Raw genomic sequence first — 22,940 nt, forward strand, 5'->3', positions numbered from 1 at the left:
AACGCATAAGCCAATGATAAATAAGGTATAATATAGACTTTCTGTGTTCACCCAATTTGATTATGGCACGTTTTAAGCTAAAAGAATCCAAGAAGGAACTGACTTCCTATGCCGGGCTGTCGTTAATCGGCCAATGCCTGGAAGCCATCAATGTCGAAGCGGTGGTGGATGGACAAATTCCGGTATCCCAAGGGATTAAGACCTCTGATTTATTGAAAACGATGGTCGGTCTGTTATGTATAGGCAAAAGCGATTTCGAAGCAGTTGAACCGTTTCGTGAGGATCGTTTTTTCAAGAAAGCATTGGATGTACGCAAGGTTCCTGGCAGTGTCTGGCTGCGGCAACGGCTTGATCGTATCAGCGGTAAGCTACTGGAACCGTTGGACGAATGTTCGATTCGACTCATTGAGCGAATACAAGCCCCGATCACACCCCATAAAGGTTACGTCTGCCTGGATTTGGATACCTTCGTCATGGATCAGAGTGGCACCAAGAAGGAAGAGGTCAGCCGAACCTATCAAGGTGTGGATGGTTATACGCCGGTTGCGGCGTATATAGGCAATGAGGGCTGGTGTGTCGGCTTGGAGTTACGCCCCGGTCGCTGGCATTCATCGCTGGAGATTGATTATTTTTTAGAGCGGCTATTTCCTCGCGTTGAGCGTTTGGTTGCACCGACTTTACCGGTACTGCTTCGCAAAGATTCAGGGTTTGATAGCGCCAAGCTGTTGTTTGCCATCGCCGATGAGAAAGTGCGCTGGGCGGCTATGGATCGGTGCTTTGACTACTTGGTCAAATGGAATCCCAGAAAACAGGACAAAACAGCTTGGGTCGAAAAAGCACAAGCAGCCGGAGCCTTTGTTGAAAAACGACCCGGTAAACGGGAAGCGTTAATGACGTTGATCGTAGAACGCGCCTGGAAAAAACAGATTCGTCATTTCAGACTGGTCATACGGGTCATTGAGCGCACCACGAATAAACATGGACAGATGCTGTTGTTGCCGGAGGTAGAACTGGAAGGTTGGTGGACAAGTCTGGAGGAAGCGGAGGAAATGGTCATTGAACGCTATCGCGATCACGGTACACATGAGCAATTCCATTCGGAATTCAAAACCGACCTGGATTTGGAGCGGTTACCCTCAGGTAAGTTTGAGACCAACGACTGCCTGTTGAGAATGGGCATGCTGGCCTATAACTGCTTGCGGCTGATTGGTCAACTGGGCTTGACGGGTCACTTGGCACCGATACGCCATCCTGCAAAGGTTACGAACCGTGCTGCAAGAAGTCATGTATCGAGCCGCTCAGGTCATCCATAAGCCCGGCAATGGTGGCTTGATTTGGGGCACGATTCGCCAGTCGCTAAAGTATTCGCTTTTTTGCAGGAGCGATTGGTGGTACAGCCTGGCTTTGCATCGGGATAATCCTGGGAAACAGAAACGGAAACGCAAGGTTTGAGCTGATTCTCAGGATTGAGAAGAGGATTGCTTGTCTGGATGTCTGGTTTTTCACTCGTGGAGAGCGGCAAAGCCGGAGAAACGTGGGATTTTTACCGTCAGGGGGTTGATGGGCGGCAGTTAAGCTGTGATGGGGGAACGTTATTTTTTAAAAAAAGCGTAAAAAACGCAGTGGCTACCCCGTAAACCCAAAGGAACACGGATTCAGGTTAAATTCTCAAGTTCATAATAACTGACTGCCAAATTAAATTGGTAATTTATGTTATCTGGATGTTCAAAAAAAAGTCGTTTTTGTAAAAAAATAGCATTTTCTATTAATTTTTTAGCATTAATATTTTTATCTGTTTTGATTAAAAGTTTTGCCTGAGCAATCAAATTCAAGGCATAGGCATCTTGGTAATCACTAATGCCGGGTGACTTATCTATCAAATCATCTAATATAGATTTTGCTTTTTCATATACATTTTTTGCATTTATCACATCGTTTTCATCAAGATATAGATTTCCTAAATTCGTATATGTTTGCGCCAACCTAAAAATATAACTTACATCAGAATTACTTATTGATAAACTTTCCAAGTTATTTATTAAATTAATATATAATTTTTCTGTGTCTTTATTGTTGTCAATATCGTCACTTAATTGTGCGGATTTTAATTCAACCTCGATTTGTTCACGTTTAAAATCTACGCTATCTTTAGCATTTTCTGCCAATTCATCATAAGCTTGCTTTGCTTGGATTACTAAAGAATTACGCAAACTTTCAGATTCCGGTTTATTAAGAAGTGTTGATTCTGCAACACTTAATAAAAAATCATGAATTACCTTTCTAGCTTTATTCATATTCTCTTTTGCATGTGTGGCTTGATTTTCTGCTATGTCAGCCTGTTTGCTTGCGGTTTTCCAAAAAACCACAGAAATAAGAGTTAATATAAAGAGAGATATTAGCAAAAGTCGATTTAACCATAAACTTCTACTATGCACATTTTTACTGGCAACATAAAAATCATCTTGTAATTCCGTTAGCTTTCCTAATGAGCTATTTTTTACAAATGTATTCATTAAATCTAGATCAGGTGGTCGCCACAACGATCCACTTTTACGACCTGTATTACTCCAACTTTTAGCTGCTATATCAATTCTATCAAGTAAACGTTTATCTTCACGACAAGACTCTAACCATTCTCGTAATTCATACCAATTATTGATTAAAATATCATGTGTAATTTCAATAAGCTCTTTACCATCATTGCTAGCTCCAAATGTGAGTAAACGTGAATCACGCGTTGCAAATTTACTTAGTACAATGCGTATAGTTTCGCGATTGTCGTCTTTTGTGACTAAATCATTAACAAGTAGCTTACGTCTTGTATCAGGTGTCCCTTCGCCTAATTGTATCAACTTGACAAAAGCATTTCGGGCGATTTTTTGCTCGGATGATGATAGTTGTTCATAAATTTGTTGTGCACATCTAGCTAATGCCCCACCAACGCCACCAATTTTGTTTAGTGTTTCTGTTGCGGATGTGCCTTGTGTAATACCCTGCCAAATTTCACTAAGTGCGTGCTGCAACAGTGGTAAAGCACCTTCTCGACCAATACTTTGATCTATTAATAATTGTACAACACCCTCCTCCAATATTTGACCTGACAATTGCGCAGGCTCAGTTATTGCTTCTCGAAGACACTGTTCGTCAAGTACTGGAACGATGATTGAGTTTTGGCTTAAATAAGTATTAAAATCTGGATTTATTTGAGTTTCCGATAGAAAATCGCTACGAAGTGTAATCAATAAACAAAAATTTGCAATAGGGTTATTTATTGCAGCACACAAATTAGATAAATATCGCTTCTCCATTTCTTTATCATTACATTGGAGAAATTCTTCAAACTGGTCGATCACTAATATTAACGTTTTACCATTTTGTTCATACATTTGACTAACAATACGCCTAAGACTTTCATAATCATTTTGCATTAACTCCAAAAATTCATGAGATTTTTTTGCTGGTAATTTATCTTCTACTTCAACTAATTTTGCTAAACTAAATGCCAGCGCCTCTAATGGCTTGGCTGTCGGAACAGTTACAGCAATTTCATATTCTGGATAAAACTTTTTAATTAAAGGTATAAGTCCTGCTCGGGCAACAGAAGATTTTCCTGATCCAGAAGGCCCAATTAATGCCAATAACTTAGTAGAGGATGTCATTATAGTCTTAAAAAATGGAAATAATCGTTCTTCCAAAAACTGATTACGTCCAAAGAAAATACCAGCATCTTTTTCATCAAAAAAATATAAACCCATATATGGATTTTTATTTTTTAATTCATTTGCAAATGACGCTTTAGGTGAATTATTTTTGCCTTTAATATCTATAAACCATTCCAATATAATTCTCAGAGAGCGGAATACAGATTTTATATTATCTAATTCATATTTATCGATTACAGTTTTAATATTATTGTCTCGTCTTGGGTGCACGCCAATATTACTAAGAGATCGAACATGATGCATGTGAATAATAATTATATTGTCAATGTGGCTATTAAGCTGGCTAATTGCGGTTTCCAGATTATCTTTTTTGCTAAAATTACGATTTAAAATACTTTCACATAAATTGTAAACAATATGTTCTAATATTCTACGAGATCTCCACATTACAGGATCGTGTTTTTGTGCTTTAATTAATTCTCTTAAATCATCTTCAAATAATAATTGAATTTCTACTTGTTCTAGAAAAGAATTAAGCTCTAATCTTTCTTTTTCCCATTCATTCATAAGTAATTTTGTATAGAAAATAAAAATAACAATTTTTCATAACCTTAAGTGACGAGAATCTAATAAATATCGGGGACTATAGAGCTCGCTTAAAAAAGTAATTGACAAATAAATTAGTTGTATAATACGGTGACTTTCAATGCTATTCTTAGTATAAGATATAATTTTGCCTTGATCTTGATGATCACAAGCGGCAGAAATTATTGCTACATCATATAAAATCTTACGTTTGTTAACATCGAAATGCAAATATCACTTTTTTTCAATGTGTTAAGAAATCCTGAATCCGTGTTCCTTTGGGTTTACGGGGTAGCCACTGCGTTTTTTACGCTTTTTTTAAAAAATAACGTTCCCCCATCACAGCTTAACTGCCGCCCATCAACCCCCTGACGGTAAAAATCCCACGTTTCTCCGGCTTTGCCGCTCTCCACGAGTGAAAAACCAGACATCCAGACAAGCAATCCTCTTCTCAATCCTGAGAATCAGCTCAAACCTTGCGTTTCCGTTTCTGTTTCCCAGGATTATCCCGATGCAAAGCCAGGCTGTACCACCAATCGCTCCTGCAAAAAAGCGAATACTTTAGCGACTGGCGAATCGTGCCCCAAATCAAGCCACCATTGCCGGGCCTTATGGATGACCTGAGCGGCTCGATACATGACTTCTTGCAGCACGGTTCGTAACCGCCGACGTTTTGCAGGATGGCGTATCGGTGCCAAGTGACCCGTCAAGCCCAGTTGACCAATCAGCCGCAAGCAGTTATAGGCCAGCATGCCCATTCTCAACAGGCAGTCGTTGGTCTCAAACTTACCTGAGGGTAACCGCTCCAAATCCAGGTCGGTTTTGAATTCCGAATGGAATTGCTCATGTGTACCGTGATCGCGATAGCGTTCAATGACCATTTCCTCCGCTTCCTCCAGACTTGTCCACCAACCTTCCAGTTCTACCTCCGGCAACAACAGCATCTGTCCATGTTTATTCGTGGTGCGCTCAATGACCCGTATGACCAGTCTGAAATGACGAATCTGTTTTTTCCAGGCGCGTTCTACGATCAACGTCATTAACGCTTCCCGTTTACCGGGTCGTTTTTCAACAAAGGCTCCGGCTGCTTGTGCTTTTTCGACCCAAGCTGTTTTGTCCTGTTTTCTGGGATTCCATTTGACCAAGTAGTCAAAGCACCGATCCATAGCCGCCCAGCGCACTTTCTCATCGGCGATGGCAAACAACAGCTTGGCGCTATCAAACCCTGAATCTTTGCGAAGCAGTACCGGTAAAGTCGGTGCAACCAAACGCTCAACGCGAGGAAATAGCCGCTCTAAAAAATAATCAATCTCCAGCGATGAATGCCAGCGACCGGGGCGTAACTCCAAGCCGACACACCAGCCCTCATTGCCTATATACGCCGCAACCGGCGTATAACCATCCACACCTTGATAGGTTCGGCTGACCTCTTCCTTCTTGGTGCCACTCTGATCCATGACGAAGGTATCCAAATCCAGGCAGACGTAACCTTTATGGGGTGTGATCGGGGCTTGTATTCGCTCAATGAGTCGAATCGAACATTCGTCCAACGGTTCCAGTAGCTTACCGCTGATACGATCAAGCCGTTGCCGCAGCCAGACACTGCCAGGAACCTTGCGTACATCCAATGCTTTCTTGAAAAAACGATCCTCACGAAACGGTTCAACTGCTTCGAAATCGCTTTTGCCTATACATAACAGACCGACCATCGTTTTCAATAAATCAGAGGTCTTAATCCCTTGGGATACCGGAATTTGTCCATCCACCACCGCTTCGACATTGATGGCTTCCAGGCATTGGCCGATTAACGACAGCCCGGCATAGGAAGTCAGTTCCTTCTTGGATTCTTTTAGCTTAAAACGTGCCATAATCAAATTGGGTGAACACAGAAAGTCTATATTATACCTTATTTATCATTGGCTTATGCGTTATTATGCGAGCCTGAACACGGATTCAGGGAAATGTAACAAATACTCATTTTATAGCTACCTGTTTTAGTTGATTAATATTTCAATAACTGAATTCTTGGAAACGGTTCGTAATCGTAATCGTAATTTAAATTTTTAGCCCCCTTTCCGAAGAATGGTCGAATTTTAGATTCGTAAACGGACAAAACCTGTAAAGCATCGCGAAAAGCATCAAGTAACCAGAACATATATCTCCCCCCCCTATTGGTTAGGAACCGTGCGAATTGGGCAAATTGGAACTGTAACTGGTATAAGTCTATTATTTTTTCGTAAAAGTTGGGCGGAATTTTTTCGCCCAGATTTTCGCCTTTCCCAACCCAGTATTTTCAACCAACTAGACGCAAAGGATTGCCCTAATGCATAATAAATTTTTCATTAGCCGCCAATCATAAATAATTGTTTTAATTGACTTTCCGTACAATATTCTGGTGCGATTCCCGCTGTTTTATTGCCCAAATCGCCCAACTACCATCTCTCTCAACATTCCATTAGTAGTTAGAGAGGTTCCAAAATGTCACATAGAATATTAAGACTTCCAGCCATTTTAAAAGAACGAGGCCGGTCCCGTAGCGCCCATTATCTCGATATTCAAAACGGCCTGTTCACCAAACCAGTACAGATTGGCACCCGTGCGGTCGGTTGGCCTGATGCTGAATTGACAGCCTTGAACGCAGCACGTATTGCGGGCAAATCTGATGAAGAAATCCGCGCACTGGTTGTAAAACTGGAAGCTGCACGCAAGACTGCGCTATAGGGAGTATATGATGAATGCTCCCCTGACAGTTTTTCCCATCAGTACGCTGGAAACCGATAAAACCGCTGAAACCTATTTTGTAAGCAATGCAGATTTTTTGCAGACAGTGTTTGGTGGCGATGCAAAAGATACCAAGCCTATCGTAGTTGGGTTCTCTGGTAATCCTAACAAAGTCACTAAAGGCGTTTGGTTTGGCCAGGTGTATCAGCAAGGCAAGACAGTGTTTTCGGTAGATTCCAATAATTATTTTAGTCTGGCAGACTTTCATCCAAATGATTCTGGTGAATACCGGCGCAAAAAAACACAATTTAATGCGTTGTATGCCGTGGTGTTGGATGATGTAGGCAGCAAGGTTGATATTGATAGGTTGATACTGTTGCCAAGCTGGCTACTGGAAACATCACCTGGAAATTATCAAGCAGGCTATCTGTTGGATGTACCCTTAACTGATGGCCTTTTGGCTGATCGACTAGTGAATGCCATTATTACTGCACAGTTGTGCGATCCTGGCAACAATGGCCCGCGGGCTCGCTTGGCTCGTTTACCAGTCGGGGTGAATGGTAAGCATAGCCCGCCCTTTGTTTGCAGATTGGAAAAGTGGAATCCTGAATTGCGTTATTCAGTTGAGGATTTGGTTGAGGGTTTTCAGTTAGAGCTGCTGGAAAGCAAACGCCCAAAACCTAAATCAAAAAAGGAAGTTCAGGAACCACATGTGGAAGGTGATCCTGTTTGGTTGCCGCAGCCGGAGGTTAATCCCGTGCTAACGGCTTTGAAGCATAGCGGTTTGTATAAAACACCCTTGGGCACTGGTAAGCACGATATTACCTGTCCATGGGTTTCAGAACATACTGATGCGGTAGATAGTGGTACGGCCTACTTTGAGCCGGATGCCAACTGGGCGATCGGTGGTTTTAAATGTATGCATGGCCATTGTGCTGGTCGTAATATTCGCAATCTGCTGGACTATCTTGATTTGCAGGCTAATGCGGTACGTATGAAGCCTACTATCCGGGTGGTGAATGGTGAAATCCATCGGGTTGTGGATGCTGCCGAACTGGAATTGGCAAAATCTGGACTCTATTATCAGCAAGGTGGATTGATCGTTACGGTAATCACTGATCCGGGTACATTTGAAACCCGAGTACAGGATGTCCGGCAACCAGCTTTGGTCAGAGCTTTGGCAGGCGTGGCACGCTGGGAAAAGTATGATGCTCGTGGTCAGGATTGGGTGGCTACTGATCCGCCTGGCAGACATGCCGGTGTGTTGTATGATTCTATCGAGTACAAACATCTAAATGTCATCAAAGGATTGACTCGTCAACCTTATTTGCGTGGTAACGGCAGCTTGATGACCAAAGCAGGATATGACCCTGATACCCAAATGTTTGGGATGTTTGATGCACGTGAGTTCTATGTACCAGAAAATCCTAGCCGTAAAGATGCTGAAGAGGCTTTAGCATTATTGAAAGGCCTGTTCGAGGAATTCAGCTTTGCTCGTGAAACCGATCTTGCTGCCGCACTCGCTGCCATTTTGACCGCCACGGTACGTCCGAGCTTACCCCATGCCCCGATGTTTCATGTTCGTGCCCACATGGTCGGTTCAGGTAAATCTTATCTCTGTGAATTGTTTACCGCATTTGCTACACCTCGCAAAGGCTCACCTTCCAGCTTTCCTGCTGATGATGAGGAATGCCGCAAAATGCTGTTGGCAGAATTGTTGTGCAGTCCGGCAGTCATAGAGTTTGATAATTTGACTTGTGATTTGCTGGCGCATAAGAGTTTATGTACGGTGCTAACCTCTGAACATTTCAGTGGCCGTATTTTAGGTATTTCCAAAATGGCAACCGTGAATACCCGCACCTTGTTTTTATCCAGTGGTAACAATGTCGGGCCGATCCAGGATATGTCCAGACGTTGCATTACGATTAATTTATCACCTCAATGTGAAATACCGGCAACCCGTAATTTTAAAAGACCGGATTTGATACAGGATGTACTGAATCTGCGCAGTGTTTATGTCTGTGCGGCATTGACTATTATACGTGCCTGGATATTTGCCGGCAGACCAATAACTGAAGTCAAATCGGTGAACAGCTTTGGTGAATGGTCAGCACTTTGCCGACAACCCTTGCTTTGGCTTGGCTGTGCCGATCCAGCTGTATCGGTATTTGAAGCCATGGCTGAAGATCCAGAGCGCGAAAACTTGTCCCGGTTGTTGAATGCATGGCACCAGAGGTTTGGTAACAAGCCCACCATGGTGCGCCAAGCTGTCTTTGAGGCACCTAGAGTGTTTCTTCAACATAACGAACTCAAAGAAGTGTTTGAAGATATTGCCGAGGAACGCGGGGAAATTAATCGCCGCAGACTGGGTCGCTGGATAAAACGTAATTCAGGTCGCATTGTGGACGGCCTGCGTTTTGTTGCTGCTCCCGGTACCCGTTCTGCTGAAGCCTGGATGGTTGAATCGGTTTTATCGGTTCCATCGGTTTCTGATCCTGCATATCAAAAAACTGTCAACAATACAGAAATTAATGCAGATGAATATGCCCGCGCCAGTCGCGGCGAATAAAGGAGAACTACCCATGCAAACTATTGAAAATACCCCTCTGGTCATAGCTTCCGAAACTACGGAACACCAAGCTGCTTTGCCAAACCCTAATTATGCGCCGGTTCGTTACAATGCGTTGAAACATGGCATTTTATCCAAGCTGGTTGTGTTACCACATGAAGACCGGAGTGAATTTGATACGCTGTTGGCTGGCTTAATCGAAGAACATCAACCATCTGGTGTTACTGAAATGCATTTGGTTGAAGAGCTGGCCAGTATTTTATGGCGTAAACGCCGGGTATTAATGGGTGAAAGTGCCACGCTCAACAGTAGTCTGTGGAATGTCGCCCATGAAAAAAGCAACAGAAGTACCGTTCGGGCCTCGGTGCCATTAGAGATGGGCTTATCAAACGATACCCACGATTTGGTGGAACTGCTGACTTCCAGCCCAGAAGAAATTGCCGAACGTCAGCGCGATGCAGAAACAGATCTTGAAGCCACCTATAAGGCGGCAAAGATTTTGCGTAAAGGTGGTACCAATGCCTATAAACGCGCCAGGCTGGCATTGACTGAGGATTCGCGCGATTGGTGGGATAGCCGTGTCAAGGAAGAAGAATATCCGGCAACGGCCGAAGGCTTGGAGGATTTTATGCACGACGTTTTATTCCCAATCGGCTACCGCATGGAGAAAGAAGCACGTTACCAACCGGCAATCCGAGCGCAAACTTTGGGTGAAGGCGTGCAAGCACATCGGTTAGAGAAGCTAAATCGCTACGAAACCCATTTGGACCGCAAATTTGAACGCACATTAGCCATGCTTTTAAAGCTAAAAGAGCTAAAAAACTAGGCAAAAAGGCAACAGTTAAAAATGCCTGTAAGCCTTGGTATTTCTAGATTTAAGTAATTTTTTGCAAAACAAAGCGGTTAATTTACTTAATGATTTAGGCAAAATCTGGTGGAGAAAAAATTAATATGGGCGGCATGGGTAGTGGCAGACAAGATCAGGGTGGAAAAAATACCACCAATGACTATCACCATCTGGATATCAGGCGATTGCAGCGGGATGATTTACTCAGAACTGGGCTGTCCTACACCTTGAATTGGAGCCGAAATAATGAAAAAGTGGCGTCTATCCAAATTCAAACCCAAGACGATAGGCTTACTCTGGATTACCGCTACCGCAAGAATGGTGGAGACTGGAAAAACCAGAACTATTCGGTAATGCTGGATAGCACTGAATGCAGCTATGGTGGCAAACGAGTTTGGTTTAAGTGTCCGGCCAATGGATGCGGTCGGCGGGTGGCATTGTTGTATCTGGGTAGCTCTGGTATTTTTGCCTGTCGGCATTGTTATAAACTGGTTTATGAAAGTCAGCGAGAATCAGCGGATGATCGGTCATCAAGAAAGGCTGATAGGATCCGAGACAAACTGGCTTGGCAGCGTGGAATATTAAATCCGAATGGTGACAAGCCCAAGGGTATGCACTGGAAAACTTATGACCGGTTAAAGGCTCAGCATGATGCTTATGTGGATGTTACCTTGAGGGGAATGGCGAAACGGTTTGGGTTTTTGGATAAGATTTTGGGGGAGTGAAATTTGTTTCGCAAAAATGCAATTTCCCACTATCAAGCGTTAGACATTTATTAAATGTGAATTTTCGAAGAACTCAGAAAAATTTTATTTACAACAAGAAAATTCCTAAAAATAACTTTATTTTTTGCATAAAAAGCGCATAATTGCCTATAATTTTTTATATTAGGCTTGTTTTTTATGCTTTTGGAATTTCGCGTTCGCAATTTTCGATCAATTCGTGACGAAATTATTGTAAGTTTTATAGCCTCAAATGATAAAAAACTGGCCGAAACCAATTTAACCTCAACTAGCCTAAAAAGTTTATCCTATGTTGTGCGAAGTGCTGTGATCTATGGCCCAAACGCTAGTGGAAAATCCACTATTCTACAGGCTCTCAATTACATGCGTTCTGTAGTATCTGAATCTGCCACCAGCATGCAATCTGGACAACATTTCAACGTACAGCCTTTCCGACTAGATTCCTCTTGTGTAACGATGCCCACAGAGTTCGAAATTACTTTCTTACTTTATGGTATCCGATATCAGTATGGCTTTAGCCTTACGCCTGAAAAAATTATTGATGAATGGTTACTGGTTTATCGCGCAGCCAAACCGCAGCAATGGTTCAACAGACACTATGATGAATCAACTCAAAACTCAGTTTATGAATTCAGCAGCCACCTATCCGGTCCTCGTAAGGTATGGCAAAAAACAACTAGATCAAATGCACTATTTCTATCAACAGCAGCACAATTTAATAGCCTCCTCATACTGCCAGTGTATCGTTGGATTGTGGAACAGCTTGTTCCATTAAATACTGGGTTTAATTTATCTGCCGATCTCACAACAGCATTGCTACAATCTGACATAGGTAAGCGCGAAATTTGTGAATTCCTCGCTTCTGCCGATATTAGTATTAGTGAAATTTTTAGCGTTCCACGCCAAGGATATCGTCAACTAATTTTATTTAGCCCAGAAGGCCCTCATATAACTAGTGAGGAAAATGAAATTATTATCCCTCAATTTGTTCATAAAACAGAGAAAGGATCGGCAACTTTTGAATTACATGAAGAATCCATTGGAACCCAACATCTCTATGCCCTGGCTGCTCCAATACTTGATGCGCTCAGATATGGAAAGCTTATAATTGTGGACGAATTGGACAGCAGTTTGCACCCACTGATGGTCAGGAAACTAGTAAGAATGTTTCACGATACCAAAATTAATAAACTCGGCGCACAACTCCTGTTTACTACACACGACACTTCGTTACTAGATCGAGCATTATTCCGAAGCGATCAAATTTGGTTCACTGAAAAAGATCAAAATCAGGCAACAAATTTGTATCCACTGACTGACTTCAGTCCAAGAGAAAATGAAGCTTGGGAGCGAGGATACCTAATTGGGCGATATGGTGCAGTTCCTTTCTTTAACGAATCCAATTAGATTGTTTATCCAACAGACTAACAAACATGGCAATAGACAATCATCCTAAGGTACGTCAAGCTAGAAAACTAGAGCGTAGACAGGGCAAACGAACAGGAAATAGCAGGATTTTAATCGTAAGCGAAGGTTCTAAAACTGAGCCAAATTATTTTAATGAAATCCGTTCTGAATATCGCCTTAGTACTGTAAATGTTTTAGTGCAACAAAGCGGTTACGGCACCACTCCATTACAAGTTGTCAATTATGCCGAACACTTGCTGATAAATGGAGATGAACCTGAATCCGTGTTCCTTTCGGTTTAAGTGAGGGCAGTCGCGTTTCAGACGCGTTTTTTAAAAAAATCTACCACCAATCGAAATTTAACTGCCGTTCATCAAGCCCTCAGTCGCAAAAATCAATCGTTTCCATGGTATTGCCGGCATCGCCAGATGAAAAACCTGACGCCAAGACAAGCAATCTTCTTCTCTACCCGGAGAATCAGCTCGTAACCAGCATCTCAGCTTTCGCGCCGCTTATCCTGATGCAAAGCCAGGCTGCACCACCAATCGCTCTTGTAAATAAGCGAATACTTTTGCCACGGGTGAGGCGCACCCTAAGTCCAGCCACCATTGCCGGGCTTTGTGGATCACCTGGGCTGCTCGATACATGACTTCTTGCAGCACCGTTCGTAACCGCCGTCGTTTTGCCGGATGACGTATTGGCGCCAAGTCGCCAGTCAAGCCCAGTTGACCAATCAGTCGCAAGCAATTATAGGCAAACATACCCATTCTCAATAGACAGTCGTTGGTCTCAAACTTTCCAGATGGTAAGCGTTCCATATCCAGGTCAGTTTTGAATTCCGAATGAAATTGTTCATGGGTGCCGTGGTCGCGGTAGCGTTCAATGACGGTTTCTTCGGGTTCCTCCAGACTCGTCCACCAGCCTTCCAGTTGAATGTCCGGCAGTAATAGCATCTGGCCGTGCTTATTGCTCGTGCGTTCAATGATCCGCACGACCAGTCTGAAGGGGCGAGTCTGTTTTTTCCAAGCACGTTCCACCGTCAGTGTCATTAACGCTTCCCGTTTACCGGGGCGTTTTTCAACAAAGGCGCCGGCCGCTTCCGCTTTTTCTAACCAGGATGTCTTATCTTGCCGTCTTGGATTCCACTTGATCAAGTATTCAAAGCGCCTGTTCATGGCTGCCCAGCGTTCTTTCTCAGCCGCAACCGTAAATAACAGTTTGGCGCTATCAAACCCTGAGTCTTTGCGTAATAACAACGGCAAACCCGGTGCAACCAAGCGCTCAACTCGAGGAAACAGCCTTTCTAGAAAATAATCAATCTCCAGCGATGAATGCCAGCGGCCTGGACGCAGTTCCAATCCTATACACCAGCCTTCATTGCCCAAATAAGCCGCGACAGGCGTATAGCCATCCACTCCCTGATAGGTTCGACTCACCTCTTCCTTCTTGGTACCGCTCTGATCCATGACGAAGGTGTCCATGTCCAGACAGACGTAGCCTTTATGCGGCGTAATTGGGGCTTCTGTTCGTTCGATGAGTCGTATCGATAGATCATCCACCGGCTCCAGCAGGCTGCCGCTGACACGATCAAGACGTTGCCGCAGCCACACGCTGCCGGGAACCTTACGTACATCCAATGCCTTCTTGAAAAAACGATCTTCACGAAACGGCTCAACAGCCTCGAAGTCGCTTTTGCCTATACTTAAAAGGCCAACAGTGGTTTTGACTAAATCCGAGGTTTTGATACCCTGTGAAACAGGTATTCTACCGTCCACCATCACTTCGACATTGACCGCTTCCAGGCACTGGCCGATCAAGGATAGTCCGGCATAGGAGGTAAGTTCCTTTTTGGATTCTTTAAGCTTAAAACGTGCCATAATCAAAACGGGTGACTATAGAAAAACTATATTATACCTTTTTTATCATTGACTTATGACTATTTATAAAAAAAACGAACACGGATTCAGGATGAACATAAACACATAGAGCCTCACGCCTTTGAGGAAGTTTATGCTGTATTTGACCGTGACGATCACGCAACCTATCATGATGCTTTAGATAAAGCAAAATCATTAGATGGTAAGTTTAATAACGATATAAAGCAGAAAGTGCGTTTTGAAGCAATAGCATCTGTTCCCTGCTTCGAGCTTTGGCTATTACTTCATTTTGTCAATATACAAGCACCTTTGCACCGCAATGATGTCTACACTCGGCTTAACCAATTCCTAGATAACTATGAAAAAGGGCAAGCCGGATACTTTTCTAGAACTTGTCAGTGTTTGCCTTTAGCTACTAAACATGCTATTTCCTTAGCCGAGCAATTCTCAGCTTATGATTCGATACAGCCATATACAGATATTCATCGCCTAGTCCATCAGATCATAAATCTTAAAGCTTAAAGCTTAAAGCTTAATATAATTGGCATAGTGCGAATTTAGAGAAACTCCTTTGTTTATCAATAACGGTCATTCTTAAAGGGTTCAGCTTCACAATATTATCTAAACATCAATCTAATATTAAAAGGATCCAGTATGGCTAATAAGTTCAATTGGGAGTGCCCACATTGCCAACGATTTTCAATAATTAGACACACGCAAAAACATTATTCATAGAGTGTTCCAGATGTTAACGAGCGCAGATTTTTTTTGCAGTGTACTCTTTTGTTGAGTACGGTAAGTGACATATTTTCTTGATTTTTCAAGTTTAAGCTAAGCTGTTGACGAAGCGATCAACTGCCTATTCCAGGATTATCTCCCCAGAGAAAAAATTCCCATTTTTCCAATGCCTCTAGCTTTTCAGGTAAATACGCATAGCGGTCGTAATGCTTGGCCTGTACCCCAGAAGATCTTCCATGGCTCAAGAGTTGGGCACGAACTTCTTTTTGCACCCCAATAGAAGCAAGCAGGGTCTCACATGTACGACGGATATCTCCACCTCGAAATAGCGGGACATCATAATCAGTGTTTAATTGTTTAGCTATTTTTTGAACCAGTTTCGATGGTGTACCAACGTCCATACGCTTTCCTCCTATGGTAGTAAATGGATGGCAGCCGGAATTGATTTGGCGCAAGGGCTCTAATATTTCCAACGCCCTATCAGTAAGTGGAACCAGATGATCCCGGACACCCAATCCCGGCCTACCCTTACCATCTCTTAAGGTCAGAACTCGATTGATAAAATCGTAATCTGACCAGTCAGCACGCAACAGTTGTTCGATCCGTTGCCCACCAAGTGCAACCAGTAACTTCAAAAATGCAGCCGGAATTTCCGGGGCAGTTTCCAAGACCGACAGAAACAATAGCAACTCTTCCTTACTCAGCGAGCGCTCGCCGGCACGATTAAATACCGTTATAGCTGGCACCAGCGCTACTGGATTTGAAGTTAAGCTGAATCCTGTCGAACCTGAAGCCAGACGTCTTGGATCGTTGTCATGACGCGCAGCCAGGTTAAATGACGCCATCAGGTAGCCCCTTAATAGGTTAACCTGTCTGGTGACTCCTTGTTGAACCAATTTAGCAAGTATGGTTTGAATATCGGTTGGCGTGATTTCATTAGCTCGTTTGGTGAGCATCCGTGGGAAAGCCGACCGAACATGCTTGTTGATGGTACCCTCGACCTTATTCACTCTGACTGTGCCGGCATCATTTAGATGTTGGATATACAATTCAAGAAGATCGGCAAAACTTCCTTGCTGCCTTTTTGCTGCCTCCTGCTCAGCCTGCTTACTTTCGTAACTGATTATGTCGCCGTGCTCCTCAACGATATTTGCAATTGCTCGAGCACCATCCTTTGCAGCAGACAGACCTATTTCTGCCCCCCTGTTCCCATCCCAGTTGCGTTTACCTTTGGTGTTGAAGCTGCCAATTTGGACAAAGCGCTTTTTTCCCTCTTGAAAGTGCCGATAATAAAATACTTTTTTGCCATCGGGTTGAACTCTTAACAATAGACAGCCTTTTCCCAACCCAAGTTTTTCAATGGTCACATCTTGTGTCTTTGCGGTTGGTTTGATGGCATCAAGCTGGGTTGCAGTGAATGTGGTCATAATCAAATCCAGTGGCAGTTTTAGTGGCAGTTCATGTTGGATAATTATACATCCTACCGGATTTAATTGGACAATGAAATTTTACATACTATTGTTTTTAATAGATATAATGACTTGTATTGGATGACAATGGACTAATCGCCGTGTGGTTTGTAATCAGCCGGTCAGGAGTTCGAATCCCCTCACTAGCTCCATATAAATCAAGCCCTTAGATGGTAACGTCTAAGGGCTTTTTTATGCCCGTTCGGCATTGGTGGAGCAATTCAGGAAAAGAAGCCGCAACAAACCACAATACTTACTGCTCATTAATAGATACAGGTGCTGCCATACCAAGATTGGACAATTGGCCTTGGAAATCGAATTATTGGTGATTGACTCTCACCTCAAACACTTAAGACCAGCTCTCTTATCTCGTGCTATGATTTGAAGAAATGACCAACTATTAGGCGAAGCCATTGTATCGGGTAGTGATTGATACTAATGTGATTATTTCTGCATTACGTTCAAAACAGGGGGCATCTAACCAATTTTTAAGACTATTGGGGCAGGAGCTGTTTGAATGCGTGATCTCTGTTCCATTGGTGTTGGAATACGAAGAAGTCTGTAAACGACTGATGCCGCCCTTGGGTATCTCGAATACACAGATTGACAGTTTTATCGATTACATCTGCCAGGTAAGCTTACATCGCAAGATTTTTTATCTTTGGCGACCACAGTTACCGGACGCTGACGACGATTTTTTGCTGGATTTGGCTGTTGAAGCTCAAGCTGAATTTATTATTACTTTCAACCAAAGAGATTTTCCGGGTGTTGAGCGTTTTAATATTCGCTTAGCCACACCCAAAGCATTTATGCAGATTTTAGGGGTATCCTTATGACACAAGTAGTTATCGATTTTCCTGACTCCCTTTTTAGAGGAGCAGAAGCTTTGGCTCAAAAAGAAAAAATATCAATCGAGCAATTGATTACCTCGGCATTGGGAGAAAAAATAGCGGCATTGATGACTGAAGACTATTTAACTCAGAAAGCTAAGCGTGGCAGCCGAGATGTCTTTTTGTCGATCTTAGATCATGCTCCTGATGTCGATCCTGCAGAAGAAGATAAGCTTTAGACTGATGGGACTACTGAGTTTCGAATTTTTGCTTAAATCTTATTGGCAAGCTCAAATCAGTCAATAAGGTTAGTAACATTTAGGATACCATTTGCATACGCTCTATTTATCTGGCGCCACCAGCCTTTGCTTAACGATCTAGAAGTTCAAATTACTCCAAGTATCCAACCTTCAACCTCGGCTATCCCGCGAAGATTTCCCGGTAGATTGGGTGTGAAAAATGATAATAATTTGCCGTCTTGATCGTTTTGGCGCATCCACGCAGCTATACTGTAAGCATCGTGCTGGTCGCTAGTCCGGTTCTCTACGGGAAAAAATTGTTTATACAAAGCAGGGTAAGCTTCAACGATGACGGACTTGCCAGGTGGGATATCCCAACCGTCGAAAGGCCAGAAATGTACAGCCTCACCCAACTCATAGCGTAAATAACGTAGCCAAGGAATGCCGGCATGAGTGGATTTGGCCACTGAACCTTGCACGTCGAATTGAAAAACGGATTTTGCTTTACAACGTTCTTCGCAGATGCGACGCCAGCGTGGATTACCCATGCGTGCGTCACCATTACCAGCAGAACCGTGACGTACAAAATCGACATAGGTATACGGCTGGTCGGTAGGCCAATGGCATTGAAAATCGTTCAAAAAGTTTGGCCAATCCGGCGGTAACTGGTGAACTTCAAAATAACGTAGCGGAAATGAAAAACTGTGATCAATGCCAACCAGTGTCGGCAAGTCTTGGGTCAAGGTTTGGCGCAACCATTCGGCAATTCCGCGCCGGGTCCAGTATTTACGAGGGCTTGGCGGCGGCATAACTTCTTCAGGTTCGGCTATTGCTTGAGCACGATAAACGCGCAAACCTTTAAGACTCGATTCAGCCGTTTCGGCGCCTGAATAGTCGATACCAATGTAACGTTGAAAGGATGGATTAGACGACATAAGGAAAGGCTGCAATCAATCGTACCGGGTGCTGTATGGCTTGCTGTAGATATTGTTCATTATCAGAATCTATCCCATCCGCCCGCAGCAATAGCTCTATCCCTTGCCCGTCAGATGCAATCAACAGCTTCAAAACATTGCCGGTATAACTGGCGTGGTATCCAGAATCGCCGGAAACAATAATAACTCATCTTTGCTCAAAGAGCGCTGGCCGGCGCGCTATTACCGCCGATACCGGCTTGCGTTTATCGCGTTTTTTCGGCATGAACGACGGATTTTGGGTGGGCTTGCAGGCTGATTTTGGTACCGCTAAGGCAAGTATGGTCTAAAAAAGCTTTGTTTAATAAGCCGCCAGCGATTGATTGGGATTATCATTATCCCCGACGGTAATCAGAAATGGGTTACGCCTAATGCTACCAGTTTGTAATAACGGGTATTGCTTGCATTCGGCGCAATACGGCTATCGCCTATTGACGCCCTATTCATTACGGCTTATCGTGTTGTGATTGGAACGATTTAATTCAGATTAATTTTTATGGCTATAAACACACGAAACATATTATGGTTTGTAATATTTATTAGCCATGCAAAAACCCCCAAGTCTTTTTTAATGTTAAAAATACCTTAAAATACAACCACATAAACAAAAACAAGAAAACCCCATCTAATTATTTAACAGCATTAAACTGAAAAAATAAGAGATATGGCCTATTTTAATTACTTCATTTAACATAGTTTAATTATTCTGAATTTAGCATTCTTAATATATTATTGTGACAATTTGTCGCGCGACAATTAACCACATTTTATATTAATAATTTTTTTGGTAATTTATCTCTCATCGCATAAAGGCGTGCGATGAAACTACCCTTTTAAACGGACAGAAGAGATAAGTTATGAAAAAAAATACTTTAATTACAATTGCTATTATTTTAGTTTTGGGTATTAGTGTTTTCAAAGCCACTATTGCAGGTGAATCGAAGTCTGAGGAAAAATCTGTGGCTTGGTATGTCGCCAACCTCCAGGCTGCCAAAGCACAAAACAAGGAATGTTACGGTAATCCCGGCCTGCAATCGACTGCGAATTGCGTTAATTCATTGCACGCATTGGAGATCAGTTTTAAAGGCGGTAATTGAGTCAAATTGGTAGAACTACCGAGGACTGAGTGCTGGTAACAGCCTGTTCAGTTCTCGGACACCAACACAGAATGTTTGTTTTTTGCGGTAAAAGCCCCGGCTTTTACAAGGATGGCACTAGTATGCAGCGATTTTATAAACATCAGGACATGGACGTTTCCAATCACCTGGAAATCAATTTAAGAACTGCTTTCCATGAGGCCGGGCATGCTGCTGCCATTTTTTTGGAAAATAAACGCAAAAATCTGCCTGCGGTGTATTTTCATATCCAACTGCAAAAGTTAAATGGATTGGCTGCGCCGCTGTTCACCAGAATTTGCGGCGGTCGGCAAATAGCCGATCCAAACATGATAGGCCGGGCGGAGTCCGCCAGTATTGTTGGTTGTCAACTAGCCTACGAGGCCGACATCATCAATTATCTGGCTGGACCGCTGGCCGAAGCAAAATATGTCTCCATTCGCGATAATGAAGCCTTTAATGTGCATTTGCTGAAACCCGACTCTCTTTATAATTACGGTGGTTCTGCTGATCTGGAAGAAGTTGGCTGCTATTTGAAGTCATTCCTGCCTTCTGTAAAAGAACGCGAAACCAAGCTTAACGAGTTATTTGTAGAGGCGTTTCACTTTGTGCAACGCGTTGAAAACTGGCAACGCATTACCGCTTTGGCAAATCATATCCTCAACAGCGCCGATGAGCATATCTGTTTTGATCAAGTCTGCACGGTTCTTCAGCAAGACCGGCAATACGCCAATTATTGATGCGGGTGTCGATTGGGCGCTCCTAATACAGTTTTATCTGTATGCGATTGTCTGCAAGCCGTTAATACCATTTCAACCCAGTTCCTAAGCTCAGAAACCAGCAGAAACAAGTTTCTGTATCCAATTTTTCCGCGTACAAACCTTTGGGATGCGACTGTTGCGCAGCTTTGCTTTACCGGCCATACTTACATTGTTTAGATAGCCGGTTAATTTAGGCCGCAATTGCTCGACATATAACTATAAGGTAAAAATATGAACCAAATAATCTTTTTAATTTTAGCAATTACAGTTTCTGGAGTTGCTAATTCTGCAGTGCCAATTCCAGCCAATAGCTTTTGGACTACGCCAATTCCGTTAGATGCCCCGCTGGCTGCCAATTCCAATAACTACGTCAGCGAATTTATCAGACAGTTTCATACCCATTATGGAACTGTTTCGATAACAACCGATTCTTTTAATGCACCGGTATATGTTGTAGAACCCGGCACCCCAACTGTGGCTGTAAACCAATGGAAATGCCAGGTAAATAGCACCCTAAGTCCAACTTTGAAAACCCAATTATCCAGCGTTCCGATACCAAGCAATGCCCTCAGCTCACCAGACAGTGATGGGGAAATGATCATATATGATCCGACCAGCGATACTTTGTGGGAATTCTGGCAAATACATAAGGTAAAAGGCAAATGGCAGGCTTGCTGGGGCGGACAAATTGAAAATTATTTGACATCATCCGGCATTTTCTCTTTTCCTTACGGAGTCACTGCCACTGGTTTGCCATTGGCAGCTGGACAAATAACGGCAGAAGAATTGCAAAACGGCCAGATCAATCATGTTATGGGTATAGCGTTGGTTGATTTGGCAGATAAAAGTATCTATTCCTGGCCAGCGAATCGTTCTGACGGCAAAAATCTCAGAAATCTGCCTAATCAGATACCGGAAGGCACCCGGTTCAGGCTTGACCCCACTATTAATGTTAATACATTAAACCTAACTCCGGTTGGTAAGATTATTGCCAAAGCCGCTCAAACTTACGGTTTTGTGGTTTGGGATAAAAGCGGAGCGATTACTTTACGTGCTGAGAACGTGTTGTCTTATACCGTGAAGGGTTCAGCAAATCCTTATCCGGCTTTGTTTGGCGGCAAGCAAAACTGGGCGATATTGCAAAATTTTCCTTGGGACAAGCTACAGTTTTTAGTGCCTGATTATGGTAAGTAAATAGAAAAGCCCACGAGTGCGAATAAAGCCCTTAGCTTGGTATCTAAGGGCTTTATTGCTTTTTGCGGTCAGATCAACACAAAACAGGCAAACCACAACCTAAGCCTGGGTGATTACCAAATTTTATGCAATGGCTAGTTTATTTTTGGATTTGTACATAATCATAGCCAATAAACCACTGAACATAAACAGGGATGATGACGGTAAAGGTACTGCTGCCACGGAAATAACTGTAAGTTCATTAAGATTAGACACATATCGACCTGCCTTGGCTACATCTGCCGGAACCACTACTCTGGCAAATCCAGAGCCGCCTAAGGAACCACTGTTGGTGGCATAGGCGATTAGATCATTATTATTGCCGAATAAGGGATCCAGTTCTGCCAGTGAAAATACTGTTTGATATCCATCTGTGCCAGTGGCCACTACATATTCATGCAGAATATTGGCGCTACTGGTGTCCACACCGGCCAGATTGAGTAAATCCCAAATGGAAACACCACTGAAGCTGGTTCCGGCTGTTAATGGCGGCGTACTAACACTAACTGTCTGGGTTGCTAAGCTGCCAGGAAAATTGCTGCTGTTATAGGTGGTGATATTGGCTACAGCGCCATCAATGGTAAATTGCGAGGAAACTCCGCCAGATCCCGGCGTATAAGCCAGATGTCCGACTTGTAAACTAGTTAAGTTCTGCACATTGGCGCCGTCTGCGGCAATAATGCTGGGCGTACTGAGTGAGCCATTGCTGTCGCTATAGGCAATAATGGCGTTCTCGTTGCCAAAACTGCTGTTCAACTCGCCCAATGAATATACTGTTTGAGCCCCGCCACTACTGGTGGCAGTCACATAATCACGCAGAATGTCATTTTTGGGCACGCTGGGATCGGTAGCAACATAGGAAGCTAAATAGCTGCTCAATGAAACCCCGGTATAGGTATCACCTGCCACCGTAACGGTTTTAACTGAGTTGGGATTGGTGCCGGCATAAGTCTGTAAATCGGCCAAATTAAATCCGCTGGGACTTGAGGGCTTTAAAAACCCGCTAAAACTGACGGAACTGTCTGCTAATGCGGTAGTTACTGGTATCAAACATGCCATAAAAAGCACATAGAGACCACTAGCGATATTTTTCACCATTGTCTTTACCTCTGCTGATATTAGATATTGAATTTTAGGTAACGGAACGATATAGAGAAAGGGTTGCACATC

18 protein-coding genes and 1 pseudogene are annotated in these 22,940 nt (G+C 43.2%); 13 read left to right on the top strand and 6 right to left on the bottom strand.

Annotation, left to right across the window (positions count from 1 at the left end; translation table 11 throughout):
* Positions 1-62: 62 nt before the first annotated feature.
* Positions 63-1,418 (top strand): annotated as a pseudogene (locus tag KEF85_RS10000) (IS1380 family transposase).
* Positions 1,419-1,655: 237 nt separating this feature from the next.
* On the opposite strand, the gene KEF85_RS10005 reads toward KEF85_RS10000, so the two are convergent.
* Positions 1,656-4,229: an ATP-binding protein gene (locus KEF85_RS10005; protein WP_215580088.1), complete on the bottom strand. Its 2,574-nt coding sequence runs from the start codon at positions 4,227-4,229 to the stop codon at positions 1,656-1,658.
* Between the two features lie 521 nt (positions 4,230-4,750).
* Positions 4,751-6,115 carry an IS1380 family transposase gene (locus KEF85_RS10010; RefSeq protein ID WP_215580090.1) on the bottom strand — a complete coding sequence of 455 codons (1,365 nt, stop codon included), beginning with the start codon at positions 6,113-6,115 and terminating at the stop codon, positions 4,751-4,753.
* A gap of 610 nt (positions 6,116-6,725) precedes the next feature.
* On the opposite strand from KEF85_RS10010, the gene KEF85_RS10015 reads away from it, so the two are divergent.
* The 6 genes from KEF85_RS10015 to KEF85_RS10040 all read left to right on the top strand — a co-directional run bounded on the left by KEF85_RS10015 (position 6,726) and on the right by KEF85_RS10040 (position 12,836).
* Positions 6,726-6,968, top strand: coding sequence for a helix-turn-helix transcriptional regulator (locus KEF85_RS10015; RefSeq protein WP_215580092.1), 243 nt, complete (start codon positions 6,726-6,728; stop codon positions 6,966-6,968).
* Between the two features lie 7 nt (positions 6,969-6,975).
* Positions 6,976-9,537, top strand: a complete 2,562-nt coding sequence (locus KEF85_RS10020) for a RepB family DNA primase (protein ID WP_215580094.1) — start codon at positions 6,976-6,978, stop codon at positions 9,535-9,537.
* The gene (locus KEF85_RS10025; RefSeq protein WP_215580096.1) at positions 9,500-10,363 is read left to right on the top strand and encodes a hypothetical protein; all 864 of its coding nucleotides are present in this window, start codon (positions 9,500-9,502) and stop codon (positions 10,361-10,363) included. Before KEF85_RS10020 ends, KEF85_RS10025 begins: the two co-directional genes overlap by 38 nt.
* Before the next feature lie 125 nt (positions 10,364-10,488).
* The gene (locus KEF85_RS10030; RefSeq protein ID WP_215580098.1) at positions 10,489-11,109 is read left to right on the top strand and encodes a hypothetical protein; all 621 of its coding nucleotides are present in this window, start codon (positions 10,489-10,491) and stop codon (positions 11,107-11,109) included.
* Positions 11,110-11,286: 177 nt separating this feature from the next.
* The gene (locus tag KEF85_RS10035; protein WP_215580100.1) at positions 11,287-12,534 is read left to right on the top strand and encodes an AAA family ATPase; all 1,248 of its coding nucleotides are present in this window, start codon (positions 11,287-11,289) and stop codon (positions 12,532-12,534) included.
* Positions 12,535-12,560: 26 nt separating this feature from the next.
* The gene (locus tag KEF85_RS10040) at positions 12,561-12,836 is read left to right on the top strand and encodes an RloB family protein (protein WP_215580102.1); all 276 of its coding nucleotides are present in this window, start codon (positions 12,561-12,563) and stop codon (positions 12,834-12,836) included.
* A gap of 210 nt (positions 12,837-13,046) precedes the next feature.
* Here KEF85_RS10040 and KEF85_RS10045 read toward each other — a convergent pair whose 3' ends face one another.
* Complete coding sequence (locus KEF85_RS10045; RefSeq protein WP_215580104.1) at positions 13,047-14,411, bottom strand: IS1380 family transposase; 1,365 nt, start codon at positions 14,409-14,411, stop codon at positions 13,047-13,049.
* Between the two features lie 105 nt (positions 14,412-14,516).
* On the opposite strand from KEF85_RS10045, the gene KEF85_RS17120 reads away from it, so the two are divergent.
* Positions 14,517-14,933, top strand: coding sequence for an RloB family protein (locus KEF85_RS17120; protein WP_425515599.1), 417 nt, complete (start codon positions 14,517-14,519; stop codon positions 14,931-14,933).
* 329 nt (positions 14,934-15,262) lie between these two features.
* On the opposite strand, the gene KEF85_RS10055 is transcribed toward KEF85_RS17120, so the two are convergent.
* Positions 15,263-16,576: a tyrosine-type recombinase/integrase gene (locus KEF85_RS10055; RefSeq protein WP_215580106.1), complete on the bottom strand. Its 1,314-nt coding sequence runs from the start codon at positions 16,574-16,576 to the stop codon at positions 15,263-15,265.
* A gap of 467 nt (positions 16,577-17,043) precedes the next feature.
* Between KEF85_RS10055 and KEF85_RS10060 the strand changes: the two genes are divergently transcribed.
* Entirely contained in the window at positions 17,044-17,454 is a 411-nt protein-coding gene (locus tag KEF85_RS10060; RefSeq protein ID WP_246534856.1) for a putative toxin-antitoxin system toxin component, PIN family, read from the top strand.
* On the top strand, positions 17,451-17,687 hold the full coding sequence (locus tag KEF85_RS10065) for a toxin-antitoxin system HicB family antitoxin (RefSeq protein WP_215580110.1): 237 nt from the start codon (positions 17,451-17,453) through the stop codon (positions 17,685-17,687). Before KEF85_RS10060 ends, KEF85_RS10065 begins: the two co-directional genes overlap by 4 nt.
* A gap of 146 nt (positions 17,688-17,833) precedes the next feature.
* Here KEF85_RS10065 and KEF85_RS10070 read toward each other — a convergent pair whose 3' ends face one another.
* A complete protein-coding gene (locus KEF85_RS10070; protein WP_215580112.1) occupies positions 17,834-18,622 on the bottom strand; it encodes a hypothetical protein in 789 nt (262 codons plus the stop codon).
* A gap of 896 nt (positions 18,623-19,518) precedes the next feature.
* On the opposite strand from KEF85_RS10070, the gene KEF85_RS10075 reads away from it, so the two are divergent.
* The 3 genes from KEF85_RS10075 (at position 19,519) to KEF85_RS10085 (ending at position 21,731) form a co-directional block, all read left to right on the top strand.
* Complete coding sequence (locus KEF85_RS10075; protein WP_215580114.1) at positions 19,519-19,758, top strand: EexN family lipoprotein; 240 nt, start codon at positions 19,519-19,521, stop codon at positions 19,756-19,758.
* A gap of 122 nt (positions 19,759-19,880) precedes the next feature.
* Positions 19,881-20,516: a hypothetical protein gene (locus KEF85_RS10080; protein WP_215580116.1), complete on the top strand. Its 636-nt coding sequence runs from the start codon at positions 19,881-19,883 to the stop codon at positions 20,514-20,516.
* Between the two features lie 252 nt (positions 20,517-20,768).
* The gene (locus KEF85_RS10085) at positions 20,769-21,731 is read left to right on the top strand and encodes a DUF4124 domain-containing protein (protein WP_215580118.1); all 963 of its coding nucleotides are present in this window, start codon (positions 20,769-20,771) and stop codon (positions 21,729-21,731) included.
* 123 nt (positions 21,732-21,854) lie between these two features.
* On the opposite strand, the gene KEF85_RS10090 is transcribed toward KEF85_RS10085, so the two are convergent.
* Complete coding sequence (locus tag KEF85_RS10090; RefSeq protein WP_215580120.1) at positions 21,855-22,868, bottom strand: molybdopterin-binding protein; 1,014 nt, start codon at positions 22,866-22,868, stop codon at positions 21,855-21,857.
* Between the last annotated feature and the right edge of the window lie 72 nt (positions 22,869-22,940).

The sequence above is a fragment of the Methylomonas paludis genome (genome assembly GCF_018734325.1).
Lineage (GTDB): Bacteria > Pseudomonadota > Gammaproteobacteria > Methylococcales > Methylomonadaceae > Methylomonas > Methylomonas paludis.